General features: G+C 54.8%; 12 protein-coding genes and 1 pseudogene. 10 read left to right on the top strand and 3 right to left on the bottom strand.

Annotated elements, in window-relative coordinates:
- Positions 1-2 precede the first annotated feature (2 nt).
- A pseudogene (locus KNP02_RS03210) lies at positions 3-1,911 on the bottom strand (beta-glucoside-specific PTS transporter subunit IIABC).
- A gap of 344 nt (positions 1,912-2,255) precedes the next feature.
- Here KNP02_RS03210 and KNP02_RS03205 point away from each other — a divergent pair.
- Positions 2,256-2,711: a hypothetical protein gene (locus tag KNP02_RS03205; protein ID WP_214709055.1), complete on the top strand. Its 456-nt coding sequence runs from the start codon at positions 2,256-2,258 to the stop codon at positions 2,709-2,711.
- Positions 2,712-2,752: 41 nt separating this feature from the next.
- Here KNP02_RS03205 and KNP02_RS03200 read toward each other — a convergent pair whose 3' ends face one another.
- Positions 2,753-3,400, bottom strand: a complete 648-nt coding sequence (locus KNP02_RS03200) for an acetyltransferase (protein WP_058764582.1) — start codon at positions 3,398-3,400, stop codon at positions 2,753-2,755.
- Positions 3,401-3,683: 283 nt separating this feature from the next.
- Between KNP02_RS03200 and KNP02_RS03195 the strand changes: the two genes are divergently transcribed.
- The 9 genes from KNP02_RS03195 (at position 3,684) to KNP02_RS03155 (ending at position 12,777) form a co-directional block, all read left to right on the top strand.
- A complete protein-coding gene (locus KNP02_RS03195) occupies positions 3,684-4,529 on the top strand; it encodes an aldolase/citrate lyase family protein (protein WP_214709057.1) in 846 nt (281 codons plus the stop codon).
- Positions 4,526-5,431, top strand: coding sequence for an NAD(P)-dependent oxidoreductase (locus KNP02_RS03190; protein ID WP_214751429.1), 906 nt, complete (start codon positions 4,526-4,528; stop codon positions 5,429-5,431). Before KNP02_RS03195 ends, KNP02_RS03190 begins: the two co-directional genes overlap by 4 nt.
- Before the next feature lie 175 nt (positions 5,432-5,606).
- Positions 5,607-6,662 carry a glycosyltransferase family 2 protein gene (locus KNP02_RS03185; protein WP_214709061.1) on the top strand — a complete coding sequence of 352 codons (1,056 nt, stop codon included), beginning with the start codon at positions 5,607-5,609 and terminating at the stop codon, positions 6,660-6,662.
- A 13-nt stretch (positions 6,663-6,675) separates the two neighbouring features.
- Entirely contained in the window at positions 6,676-7,830 is a 1,155-nt protein-coding gene (locus tag KNP02_RS03180) for a glycosyltransferase family 4 protein (RefSeq protein ID WP_214709063.1), read from the top strand.
- Between the two features lie 17 nt (positions 7,831-7,847).
- On the top strand, positions 7,848-9,038 hold the full coding sequence (locus KNP02_RS03175) for a hypothetical protein (RefSeq protein ID WP_214709065.1): 1,191 nt from the start codon (positions 7,848-7,850) through the stop codon (positions 9,036-9,038).
- Positions 9,039-9,168: 130 nt separating this feature from the next.
- Positions 9,169-9,930, top strand: a complete 762-nt coding sequence (locus KNP02_RS03170) for a YveK family protein (protein WP_214709067.1) — start codon at positions 9,169-9,171, stop codon at positions 9,928-9,930.
- Positions 9,899-10,600 carry a CpsD/CapB family tyrosine-protein kinase gene (locus tag KNP02_RS03165; RefSeq protein WP_214709069.1) on the top strand — a complete coding sequence of 234 codons (702 nt, stop codon included), beginning with the start codon at positions 9,899-9,901 and terminating at the stop codon, positions 10,598-10,600. The genes KNP02_RS03170 and KNP02_RS03165 overlap by 32 nt, the downstream gene beginning before the upstream one ends.
- 12 nt (positions 10,601-10,612) lie before the next feature.
- Positions 10,613-12,166 (top strand): lipopolysaccharide biosynthesis protein, encoded by a 1,554-nt coding sequence (locus tag KNP02_RS03160; RefSeq protein WP_214709071.1) that lies wholly within the window; start codon positions 10,613-10,615, stop codon positions 12,164-12,166.
- Entirely contained in the window at positions 12,166-12,777 is a 612-nt protein-coding gene (locus tag KNP02_RS03155; protein WP_285800825.1) for a sugar transferase, read from the top strand. The genes KNP02_RS03160 and KNP02_RS03155 overlap by 1 nt, the downstream gene beginning before the upstream one ends.
- Positions 12,778-12,849: 72 nt before the next feature.
- Here KNP02_RS03155 and KNP02_RS15045 read toward each other — a convergent pair.
- On the bottom strand, positions 12,850-12,926 hold a 77-nt coding region (locus KNP02_RS15045), incomplete at its 5' end, for an IS3 family transposase (RefSeq protein WP_353048771.1).

The raw sequence follows: 12,926 nt of genomic DNA, 5'->3' as shown, positions 1-12,926 counted from the left end.
ATTTATTCGTTAATGACAAACAACGCTTCGCCTGAGCGAACGTTTGTGGCGCGGCTCGGTGAAATCACTTTCCGATTCGTGACGATGACCGGCGTCGTGAGGGCCCGGCCTGAGCGTTTGATCGCGTCGAGGTCAAACTCGATCAACAGCTGTCCTTTCTCGACGAACTCGCCTTGCGTGACGTGTGCTTTAAAGTATTTGCCTTCGAGTTGAACCGTGTCCATACCGATATGGATGAGCACCTCAGCTCCCGTCTCGGTCGTGATGCCGATGGCGTGATGCGTCGGGAAGAGAGCGGACACTGTCCCAGCGACCGGGGCGACAAGCTTGCCTTCTGTCGGTTCGATGGCGACGCCTTGGCCGAGCGAGCCAGATGAGAAGGCGACGTCTGAGATGTCTTTCAAGTTGACGACGTTGCCGGCGAGTGGGCTGAGGATCTGTTCTTGGCCGACTTTTGTCGCTGAAACTTCTTCTGCGACCGGTGTGACTTCTGGTTGTGGCGTTGCGGCGACCGCTTTATTGACGCCACCGAACAAGTACGTCAAGACGAAACCGACGACGAAGGCGACGGCCGTCCCGATGAGTGAACCGTAGAAGCCGGTCGTGATGCCTTCTGGTGAGATGTTCGACGGGTAACCGAAGACCCCGAGACCTCCGATGATATACACTTGCGTACCCATGACACCCATGATGGCCCCACCGACGGCACCACCGATACAGCTCATGATGAACGGTTTTTTGAGCGGAAGCGTGACCCCGTAAATGGCTGGCTCAGTGACCCCGAAGATCCCTGAGATGAAGGCCGGGATAGAGAGCGTTTTGATCTTTTGATTTTTGATACGAAGGAAGACCGCGAGTACGGCACCGATTTGCGCGAATGAGGCCGCGAAGACGAGTGCGAGCACCGGGTCTGCCCCGAGTGACGTCAAGTTGTTGATGGCGACCGGGACGAGTCCCCAGTGCAAACCGAAGATGACGAACACCTGCCAGAGACCGCCAAGGAAGATCCCGGCGACGAGCGGGCTCAAGTTGTAGACGGCGACCGTGGCGCTACCGAGCAACATACCAGCCCATGTCGCGATTGGTCCGATCAAGATGAACGTGAGCGGGACGATGATGAGCAACGTCAATAATGGAACGATGAACATTTTGACGACGTCTGGAATGACCGTCTTCAAGAAGTTCTCAAGCTTCGCTGCGAAGAACGCCGCGATGATGATTGGGATGACCGATGTCGAGTACGTCATCAAGATGACCGGCACACCGAGGAACGTGATGTGGATCGGTGACTCGAACATGGTTCCGGCGAAGACGGTGTAGAGCGGGTCACCGGCCGTGAGCGTCGACAGCGTCGGATAGACGAGCGCCGCCCCGATGGCCATCCCGATAAACGGACTGCCGCCGAACTTCTTAATGGCCGTATAGCCGAGGAAGATTGGGAAGAAGTAGAACAACGAGTCGCCGATGGCGTTCAACAGCTGATACGTGCCGGATGTGGCGTCGAGCCAACCGAGGGCGACGAAGAGGGCGTTGAAACCCTTTGATCATCCCGGTCGCGGCCAAAACGCCGAGGATAGGGGTGAAGATGCTAGAGATGATGTCGATGAACCGGCTGAATAATGATCCTTTCGGGCCGTCCTCTTCTTCAATCGGTGACTGGTTCTGGAAACCGCCGACTTCGACGACAGCTTTATAGACGTCCGGGACGTGATTACCGATGACGACTTGGTATTGACCGCCACTCTTCATGACGGTGACGACACCATCCATGTTTTTGAGGGCTTCCGTGTTGGCCTTGCTCTCGTCTTTTAATTTGAAACGCAAACGGGTGATACAGTGGACGACGCTGTTGACGTTCTCTTTGCCGCCGACGTGCTGGATAATGTCGCGTGCGAGCTGTTCATACTTCATGTCCATACCTTCCTTTTTCATTGGATTTTTGGTTTGCGTCAAATAAAAAACCTGACCCGTGTCAGATGAGATACGTGAAATCACGTCTACCATCTGACTCGAGTCAGGTTATGCCCACTAAAGGTAACATTCCTGCGCAGGAGACCGTTCAGTTGTTATTTGATACTTGAAATGTAGCACGCGCCAAAACAAAATGTCAACGCTTACATTTACAAATATTCAGATTTCTTTAATCTGTCACAAGTGAGATTTTTTTACTTCTATAGATGGGGATTATTTCGATTTGAAACCAAAGGTGAAAAGAATTCGTACATAGATTAACAATCACAAAAGGAGACCAAATCATGAGACGTGAACAACATATCCGGCGCCTCGTCGACTATGCGAAACGAAGTCAGCGCTGGGCCATCATTTTAGCAGTCGCATCGTTCATCATCACCGGGATACTGATTGATAAGGTCGACCAATCTGAATATCTCTTGCTTGGTTTCGGTTTTCTTGGCGTCATTCCGCTCCTCGTTCGCGAGTGGCGGTTCGGCACGATCCGAGCCTCGTTCAACGACAATGTGACGTATCAACGGCTCGTCCGGTTGCCGTTCTGGATGACGTTATTCGGTTTAGCGATTCTTTATTCGATTTTGGGATGGTACGATCTTGGTTCACCGGGACCGTCCGTCTTCCTCACGCTCGCCGTTCTCGTCGGCGGGATGTATCTGCTCCAACGCTATTTCGAGCGGATCATCTTGAAACTCGAGCCGGATTATATCACCGACCGTGAGCTGCATCGCGAGTTGAAATGAAAAACGAGGTCACCCGGCGCGGGGAGACCTCGTTTTTGTGTTCACAAGTATCGTTCGTTCATGACTCGACCCCTGATTGGTTTAGCCGGTGAGCCATAAGCGACCACGTGGTTCGGGATGTCTTTCACGACCGTGGCCCCGGCACCGATGACCGTGTCGTGGCCGATATGGACGTTGTGGATGACCGTCGCACTCATGCCGATGAACGTGCGGGCGCCGACATGGACGTTGCCCCCGAGATGGGCACCTGGGGCAATTGAAGCGAACGATTCGAGCACACAGTCGTGATCGACCGATGCCATCGTGTTGATGATGCTGTGCGGACCGATGACGGCGTTCGGATTGATGACGCTGCCGGCCATGACGGCCGTCCCTTCACCGAGCGTGACGTTCTTGCCGATGACGGCGCTCGGGTGAATGGCGTTGACGAATTCAAAGTTTGGTGTCCGTTCGCGGATGGCACGCGCGAGTGACTCGCGTTGGACGTTGTCACCGATTCCGATAATGCCTTTCTGGGCGACGACGTTGGAATGGACGAGACCGAGCACGGGGTACCCGGCGATGAACTTCCCGATTAATGCTGGGTTGTCGTCATAAATTCCTGCGATCCGGTAGAGCCCCATCAATTCAAGAATATCGATGATGACTTGTGCGTGACCGCCTGCACCAAATATCACAATCCATTCCATGATTGGTCACCCCTTTTTTGCCGAAAACTGTCGAAAATATGGTTCTGTACGTTAGTTATTTCCGATTCCCCGCATTTGAAACAAAACAAAAAGGAAGTTGCGAACATGATTTGATGTCAAAGCATATTCGAAGGGGAGAGGTGTGACTTCCTATAAAGGGATTTGTTCAAAAATCTGTAAACTTCCCATTTACAATCCAAAAGCATTATCCGCATTTCCGTTTTGTTGTTTTTCGGACGGGCTATTTTCCTAAGGTAATCTATCGATGGGAGGAGTGCTCGCCATGCCTTTGAAACTGATGTATATCACAAACCAGCCGGATATCGCGCTGCTCGCGGAACAAAACGGGGTCGACTGGGTGTTCGTCGATTTGGAATTGAACGGGAAAGAGGAACGGCAAGGCCATCTCGATACGGTCATCTCACGCCATGCGATTCGCGACGTGAGCCGGTTGCGCGCGGTCTTGAAGCATGCGGAGCTGCTCGTCCGCGTCAATCCGATTTTCCAAGGCTCGCGCTATGAGATCAATGAGGTCATCAATCGTGGGGCCGACGTCGTCATGTTGCCATACTATAAGACGGTCGACGAAGTCGCGACGTTCATCGAGCTCGTCGACAAGCGGGCCGACGTCTGTCTGTTGTGTGAGACGAAAGAGGCCGTCGCCTGTATGCCGGACGTGCTCAAATTACCGGGTATCGACTACATCCATATCGGTCTGAACGATCTGCATCTGAGTTACGGGCAGAGTTTCCTGTTCGAGCCGCTCGCCGACGGGACGGTCGAGGCGGTCACGCGTCAAATGCAAGCGGTCGGCATCCCGTATGGGTTCGGTGGCATCGCCCGAATCGGGGAAGGGAGACTCCCGGCCGAGAAGGTGCTCGGGGAGCACGTCCGACTCGGCTCGTCGCTCGCTATCTTGTCGCGCAGCTTTTGCAATATCGGGTCGACCGGAAAATTTGACGCCAGACAGGCACAAATGTTCCAAGAAGGGGTATGGAAAATTAGAGCGTACGAGCAACAGCTCGAACACGCGACACCGGAGTGGTTGGAATTGAACCGGTTGAGCCTCGTCTCGACCGTCGATGCCATCGCGACGGAAATCCAGAACCGGAAGGGGATCTTATCTTGAATTTGCTGTCGACAGGAGTGCGGTTGACTCCTGAACAACTCGCAAAACTCGAACAACTTGGCTATACAGTGACGACGCTCCGTGAAGAGGCGGATGTCACAGACATCGACGTCTCAGAAGTCGAGGGCATGATTTGTAACAACGTGTTCCAATATTGTCATGTCGACGATTTTAAACAACTACGGTTCGTCCAAGCCGTCAGTGCCGGCCTCGACCGTCTCCCGCTCGACGAGCTCGAAGATCGAGGCATCCGTGTCTACAATGCCGGTGACACATATGCCGTTCCGATGGCCGAATGGGTCGTCTGGCAGCTGCTCGACTTTATGAAACAGGGGGCGGCGTTCCGAGAGAAACAGGCGAACCGGCATTGGGAGAAGGAACGTCGTTTACGTGAACTGACTGGGAAGACCGTCGCTTTGCTCGGCCTCGGTCACGTCGGGGAGGCAATCGCGACTCGGCTCCGTGCGTTCGATATGACGATTATCGGTGTCGGTCATCGTGAGAAACAGGTGCCGTTCGTCGACCGTTACGTGTTGATGGATGAGTTGCACGACGTGTTGGCGGAGAGCGACGTCGTCGTCATCGCCTTGCCGCTCACTGACGACACGTATCATGTGATCGATGCTAAGGCGATTGCGGCGATGAAAGAAGATGCCGTCCTATTGAATGTGGCGCGCGGGTCGATCATCGATGAAGAGGCGCTCATCGCGGCGCTCGAGGACGGCAAGTTCTTCGGGGTCGCCTTGGATGTCTTTGAGACCGAACCGCTCCCGTCGGATCACGCGCTCTATAACTTCGAGTGGGTGACGCTCACCCCGCACAATTCGTACGTGTCGGACCGAGTGAAGGAGCGTTTGTTCGAGAACATCTTCCGCAACTTGCGGCAAGAACAACTTCAGTGACATGCGAAGCTGACCGAAGGGTCGGCTTTTTTCGTTTTTTATAATTCACGAAAAGATTATCCACGGCTCATTCCGTTTGTGAGTTACCAGAAAGAGCTTACGGGAACAACGAGGATAGAATCATCCCCATTTCTCACTCACACCATGAAACGACAACCTAGAAGGAGTGACCCACATGCCAAGCCTCACCCCGCTCGTCAGTCTCGTCGTCCCGGTCTACAACGCGAGCGCCTACGTCCGTCAATGTCTCGACAGCTTGACGCAACAGACGTATCCGCACGTCGAGATCATCTGTATCAACGACGGCAGTACCGACGACAGCCACGACATCTTGATGGAATATATTCATGACCCGCGTGTCCAAGTGCTCGACCAAACGAACCGGGGCTGCGCCTTTAGCCGCACCCGGGGGCTTGGCATGGCCACGGGGGAGTACATCATGTTCATCGACAGCGATGATTGGCTTGACCTCGATGCGGTTCGTGTCCTCGTCGAGCATGCCGAACGGGAACGTGCCGATGCGGTCATGGGCACATACGTCCGGGAGTACAAGGGCCGCTCGCTACCGAAGAAAATCTTTGATGCGGACTTTTTATCGTTCGATGCGGACGAGACGAAGCGCCACGTCCATCGTCGCTTGTTCGGATTGGTCGGGGAAGAGCTCGCCCACCCGGAGAACGTTGACGCCCTCAACTCGAACTGTTTCACGCTCTATCATCGCGATCTCGTCAAACACCTCACGTTCGGGGCCGGTCCGTACGGTACGTTCAACGACCTCTACTTCCAAATCGAGGCGCTCGAGAACTGCCAGCGTTTCGTCTATGTCGACTACCCGGTCTACCATTACCGAAAGACGGACGCGGGTTCGATGTCGAGTGCGTACAAACGGAATCTCGTCACATCGCGGCTACAATTCTTCCACATCTTGATGCGCTACATCGAGACGCACCACCTCGGCGAGGAGTATGTGCAGGCCCTCTACAACCGCATCGCCCTCAGCATGATCGGCATCGGCTTGAATGAACTGGCGGCACCGAAGTCGCTGTTCGCCCAGGCCGAGTCGCTCAAACAAGTGCTCCGCCAGGACGAATATAAACAGGCCTATTCGCAGATGGAGCTCGAGCATTTCGATGTGAAGTGGCGGACGTTCTTCCAGCTCTGTAAGCACGAACGGACCGTCCCGCTCGTCTTGATGTTGCATGGGGTCGACTATCTTCGGAAACGTGTGTGAGGAGGAGAAAACGATGAAACGAGTGCTCATGGTCGCCTCGGTCGTCTCGATGATCGAGAGCTTCAACCGCGACAATATCCGCATGCTCCAAGAGATGGGGTATCAAGTCGATGTCGCCACGAACTTCGAATGGGGCAGCATGTATTCCGCTGACAAGATCGCCCGCATCAAGCAGGACCTAGAGGCGAACGGCGTCACGCTCTTCCAAATCGATTTCGAGCGCGACATCAAGAAGATGAACGGCCACGTCCGCGCCTATCAACAGTTGAAAGCCGTCATGACGGCGAACCGCTATCACTTCATCCACTGCCACTCGCCGATCGGCGGGGTCGTCGGCCGGCTCGTCGCGCGTCAGACGCACACCCCATGCATGTATACGGCGCACGGCTTCCATTTTTTCAAAGGCAGCCCGTCGCTCAACTGGATGCTGTATTATCCGGTCGAACGGACGCTCGCCCGCATGACCGACACGATCGTCACCATCAACGAAGAGGACTTCTCGCGGGCACAGACGTTCAAGACATCGCACACGTTCCGCATCCCCGGGATCGGCGTCGACACGAAACGAATCGAGGCGGTCACGATCGATCGACCACTGAAACGTCGTGGCCTCGGCATCGACAGCGATACCGACTTCGTCTTGTTGTCGGTCGGCGAGTTGAACGAGAACAAGAACCACGAGACAATCATCCGCGCCATTGCCTCGCTCAAAGAACCGACGCTCCGTTATTTGATCGCCGGGACGGGTGACAACAAGGAGCATCTCGAGCGGCTCATCCGTGAACTCGGACTCGAGCGGCAAGTGACCTTGCTCGGTTTCCGGGATGACGTCATCGAAGTGATGAAGGCGTCGGACTGCTTCGTCTTCCCGTCGAAACGGGAAGGGCTCGGCATGGCCGCGCTCGAGGCGATGGCGGCCGGACTCCCGCTCATCACGTCGAACGTGCACGGTATCAATGACTATTCGATTGACGGGGTCACCGGTTATAAATGTTCGCCGGAAGACGTGGCCGGATTCGCCCGGGCCATCCGGACGATGCAACTCGATTTCGATTTGTCCCATCAGATGGGGCTCCATAACAGCGAGTCGGTCAAAGCGTTCGACGTCGACCGCTCGAAGACGGAGATGCGACGCATCTATGAGAGTTTTGATCGACCGATCGCCTAAAGAGAGGAGGGAGACGCATGAAACTCGATACCGAGGTCGGCGTCGTCAAGTACTTGGTGTTGTTCTATTATCTGCTTGCGACGACCGTCTTTTACGCGCTCGCGATTTACGCGACCGGGAACGGCGTGTCGTACCATTTGTTCGGGGAAGGGGATGACGGCGTCTTCTACTGGGAACAGGCGATGAACGTGTTTTACGACTTGTCGTGGATCCGCACGTCGATTTATCCATGGGTCATCGGCAAGCTGATGCAGTTGATCGGTACCGAGAGCGTGTTCGCCATCCGGCTGTTCAACTTCGTCGGGATGGCGCTCCTCATCCATTTCGCCTTGAAACTCGTCTCCATTCAGCTCGCGACGACAGAGCTCGGGGAGAAAGAGAAACGCATCCGCCACTACGCCTATCTATACGCGCTGTTCAGTTTCATCGCCTACATCAGCCTGTTCATCAACATCACGACATCGATTTACCGGGACGTCTGGATTTACATGCTCTATATTGCGGCGACGTATCTCGCCATCCGTTGGCTGTTCGAGAAGAATTGGACCTACTTCCTGCTCCTGATTCCGACCGTTTGGCTGCTCGGTGAGTTCCGGACATATGCGCTTCTGTCGTTCGTCATGGCGACCGTCCTATGGCTGTCACTTCAAGCGGTGCGCAAAGTCGCCGGACCGTTCGTCATCCTGACGCTCGCGCTCGTCTTCTTCGGCGTCATCTATACGTTCTTCATGGATGTCCAAGTCCCGATCGTCGACAAGACGCTCCGCTCGGCGTTGCAGTATCGCTCCGACGGCATCGGCTTCCTCGCCGGGGGCAGTCAGATGGGCATCCGGCTCGACGCATCAAACTACTTCGGTTTCTTAGTCAATTATGTACACAGTTACCTCGGCAACCTCGTCGGCCCGCTCCCATGGGACGTACGCGGCCTCACGATCTTGCTCGCCTTCTTCATCGAGGCGTTGCCGATGACGCTCATCTTGTTGTTCCTTTGGTCACGACGCGCCTACGTCACGAAAGTACAACAGTTCATCTTGACGCAGGCGTTCGTCTGGAACGGCTTGATCGCCATCACGAACGATAATATCGGGACCGCGCTGCGGCTCCGCGCCATCGCTTATCTGTTGATCTTGCTCGTCTTTGTCGTCGCCTATAGCCGGCACCGGGCCGAACAAGCGAAACAGCCCGTTCCGCCTGTTGTCACGACGTAGACAAATCTTTCAAAAAAATGATAGGCATCTCCTTCCTGTTTGTATTTGACGGGAAGCGGGACGGGGAAATGGTCATTATCCAACAACGCATACAACTATGAGTCGCACCAATGAAGGAGGTTAGGTTGCCGTGAAAGACATCAACGCATCGATTCGCGATATTTGGTTCATCCTAAAAACGAAGAAATGGGTCATCCTGTTCACCATGGTCCTAGTCGGGGGCATCGCCTATTCGCTCAGCCGTTACGTTATCCCGCCGACGTACGAGGCATCGACCCAGATTCTCGTCGTGCCGAAACAAACGGGGACGGAGACGCTCGACAGTACGCAAATCCAATCGTCTCAAGGGCTCGTCAACACGTATCGAATTATCATGAAGAGTCCGATCATCTTGAACGAGGTGCGCGAGAATATCGCCAACGCCCCGGAGAAACTCGAGGACCAGATCGTCATCGAGAGCGAGGAGAACTCGCAAGTCATCACCATCCGGGCGACGGCCGATTCGGCAGCGCTCGCGTCCACCATTGCCAACGAGCTCGGACGCGTCTTCTCGAACGAGGTACCGAAATTGATGAATATCGACAATACGCAAATCTTATCGCCGGCATTCATCCCGGCCGAACCGGTCGAACCGAATATCCCACGAAACACGGCACTCGGTGTCTTGGTCGGTTTCATCTTGAGCAGCGGTATCGTCCTCATGCGTTATTTGTTCAATAAACAGATTCGCTCCGAGGCCGAGGCCGAAGCCATCCTCGGTATCCCGGTCATCGCGTCGATCCCGTTGTTTGATCGTCAAATCGCGAAACCTGAGAAACGGAAGCCGCAGGAACCAAAAGTCGTAAAGGAGGGTGAACCGTATGTTCCGAAAACGCAACGAAAACTATCATAATCGGATGACGAAAAACTTGATCACGATTTACGAACCGAAGTCACCGATCTCGGAGCAATACCGGACGCTCCGGACGAATCTCGAGTTCACATCGCTCGGCTCGAAGTTGCAGACGCTGCTCATCACCTCGACGTCGATGGGGGAAGGGAAGTCGACGACCGCGAGCAACTTGGCCGTCGTCTACTCGCAACTCGGCAAGCGCGTCCTGCTCGTCGACTGTGACATGCGGCGTCCGACGATCCATCAAATCTTCCATATCGACTCACGGGTCGGGCTCTCGAACGTGCTCGCCAAACGCTCGACGGCCGAGGCGGCCATCCAACCGACCCAGCTCGACAACTTATACGTCATGGTCGCGGGCGTCGTCCCGCCGAATCCGTCCGAGTTGCTAGCGGCCCCGGCGTTCCGGGAAATGCTCGATCATATGAAGGACGACTTTGATATCATCCTGCTCGACGCACCGCCGATCATGCAAGTGGCGGACAGCCGGATTATTGCCCAGGAAGTCGACGGGGCAATCCTCGTCCTCAGTTGTGAATCGGCCGACCGGGATGAGGTCGTCAAAGCACGTGACCAGCTGCTCATGACCGGAGCGAAGATTCTCGGTATCGTCTTGAACCGTCGCGAATCGCGTCAAGGCAAGGACGCCTACTACTATACGTATCAATGAGGAGGCTCTACCATGGCGACCAAATATGCCATCGAACCGGAACAGGCGAGTTCGAATCAAATCAAATACGGCGCCTTGGTCTCGTACGGATCGATCGGGTTCAATATCATCTCGGGGCTCCTCTACACGCCGTGGATGATCAGTAAGATTGGGCAAGGGGACTATGGGTTATACGTCCTGTCGTTCTCGATTATCGCCATCTTCGCGTTCAACCTCGGGCTCGAGGTCGTCGTCGCCCGTTTCCTCAGCAACTATCGGACGCACGGCGACCGAGCCGGGGAGATTCGCTTTCTTGGCATCGCCTATAAACTGTTCTTCTTCTTGACGCTCTTATTGACGGTCGTCCTCGTTGTCCTCTACTTCCTGCTCGACGTCATTTACGGCAATTTGAGCGCGAGTGACATGGAGAAGTTGAAAGTCATGTATCCGATTGTCGGTTTCTACATCTTGATTACGCTGCTCGCCAAACCAATCGACGCTGTCTTTATCGTCAACGAGCGTTTCATCCAGCTGAACACGCTGCTCTTCCTCGAGAAAATCCTCATCGTCAGCTTCACGATCGGGGCGCTCGTCATGGGTTACGGGGTCTATGCCCTCGTTGTCGTCAACGCGGCGATGATTTTGCTGATCAACTTGTGTAAGTTGCTGTACGTCTGGAAAGGAACGGACACGGAAATCGACTTCACCGCGTCGGGAAAAGGGATGTATCGCGAGATTTTCGTCTTCGCCTCGTGGCAGACGACCGTGTCCGCGACACAGAATTTCTTGATGCACATCATGCCGACCGTGCTCGTCATCTTCGCGAGCGGTGTCGCCGTCGCTATCTTCTCGATTGGGATGGTCATTGAAGGATACGTCCTGTTAATCGCCACGGCCGTCAACTCGTTGTTTTTGCCAAAAGTGACCCGGCTCAACCACTCGGGCGGTTTGAAAGACATCGAGAACTTGATGATCCGGGTCGGTCGCATCCAACTGTACGTCATTGGGCTCATCACGATGGTGTTCATCGCGATGGGCGCGGAGTTCATCCACTTCTGGGTCGGGGACGACTTCAAAGAATCGTATGTCGTCGCGGCACTGTTGATCGCGATGGGGATCATCACGCTACCGCAAGAGATTGCCAACATCCACCTCGTCGCGACGAACCAGGTCCGCTACCGGGCGTACGGGATGGTATTGTCGGCGGTGATCGCCTTGATTGTCTCGGCATTCCTGAGCGGTCCGTTCGGGGCGACGGGGGCGGCGCTGTCGGTCATGATTGGATACTTGAGCGGCAATACGCTGTTCATGAACATCATCTACGCGAAAGTGTTGAAGCTCGACGTGTTCCGATTTTTCCGAGAGTGTCATGTGAAGCTCGCCCCGGGATTACTGTTCGTTCTCGGACTCGGCTTCATCGTCCAGTATTGGTTTCCGGCTGACACGTTGTTCGGCTTCGTCTTCAAAGGAATGGGACTCGTCCTCGCCTACGCCATCTTCATGTGGGTGTTCACGGTCGATGCGTTCGAGAAAGACTTGGTCCGGTCGATGATCCCAAGCAAGCGATTCGGAAAGGGGGGAGTGTGATGAGGATGTATGAGACGTACGTCAAACGGCCACAAGACGTGGTGCTCGCGTCGGCTGCGCTCGTCGTATTGAGTCCCGTCCTCGTGACGGTCGCGGGTCTGATCAAGTGGAAGCTCGGGGGGCCGGTGCTGTTCAAACAGAAACGTCCCGGGAAGGACGGCGTCATCTTCGAGATGGTGAAGTTTCGGACGATGACCGATGAGCGGGATGAGCACGGCGAGCTGTTGCCGGACGAGGTCCGGTTGACCCCGTTCGGTCAGACGCTCCGGTCGCTCAGTCTCGATGAGTTGCCGAGCTTGCTCAATATCGTCAAAGGCGACATCGCCATCGTCGGACCGCGCCCGTTGCTCGTCGAATATTTACCGCGCTATAACGAGGAGCAACGCCGACGTCACGATGTACGTCCCGGACTGACGGGCCTCGCCCAAGTGAACGGCCGGAACCGGCTGTCGTGGCCCGATCGCTTCGCGCTCGACGTGAAATACGTCGACAATGTCACGTTCTTCAACGACTGGAAGATCATCCTGCAGACGGTCGGGAAAGTCGTGAAGAAGGACGGCATCTCGTCAGATACGGCGGTGACAATGGAGGCGTTTATGGGGGATGAATGATAACACGTCTTATAAATGAAGCGAGCGGGCCACATAATCTGTACCCCTTGTAAAGGACATTAATAAAAAAACTTATGCTGATTCAAGGAGATGATTCCTGTACTGTACGGGAGTCATCTTTTTCATGTTCCATTGATAACGATGATGGT

Source organism: Exiguobacterium sp. s40 (genome assembly GCF_018617905.1).
Classification (GTDB): Bacteria; Bacillota; Bacilli; order Exiguobacteriales; family Exiguobacteriaceae; genus Exiguobacterium; species Exiguobacterium mexicanum_A.
Note: the sequence above shows the minus strand (reverse complement) of the source record. Positions and strands in the feature narration are given on the sequence as shown.

Bases quoted from the DNA above. Each gene is read 5' to 3' on its own strand.
- KNP02_RS03205 (WP_214709055.1), top strand. From the start codon at position 2,256: ATGAGACGTGAACAACATATCCGGCGCCTCGTCGACTATGCGAAACGA.
- KNP02_RS03200 (WP_058764582.1), bottom strand. From the start codon at position 3,400: ATGGAATGGATTGTGATATTTGGTGCAGGCGGTCACGCACAAGTCATC.
- KNP02_RS03195 (WP_214709057.1), top strand. From the start codon at position 3,684: ATGCCTTTGAAACTGATGTATATCACAAACCAGCCGGATATCGCGCTG.
- KNP02_RS03185 (WP_214709061.1), top strand. From the start codon at position 5,607: ATGCCAAGCCTCACCCCGCTCGTCAGTCTCGTCGTCCCGGTCTACAAC.
- KNP02_RS03180 (WP_214709063.1), top strand. From the start codon at position 6,676: ATGAAACGAGTGCTCATGGTCGCCTCGGTCGTCTCGATGATCGAGAGC.
- KNP02_RS03175 (WP_214709065.1), top strand. From the start codon at position 7,848: ATGAAACTCGATACCGAGGTCGGCGTCGTCAAGTACTTGGTGTTGTTC.
- KNP02_RS03165 (WP_214709069.1), top strand. From the start codon at position 9,899: ATGTTCCGAAAACGCAACGAAAACTATCATAATCGGATGACGAAAAAC.
- KNP02_RS03160 (WP_214709071.1), top strand. From the start codon at position 10,613: ATGGCGACCAAATATGCCATCGAACCGGAACAGGCGAGTTCGAATCAA.
- KNP02_RS03155 (WP_285800825.1), top strand. From the start codon at position 12,166: ATGAGGATGTATGAGACGTACGTCAAACGGCCACAAGACGTGGTGCTC.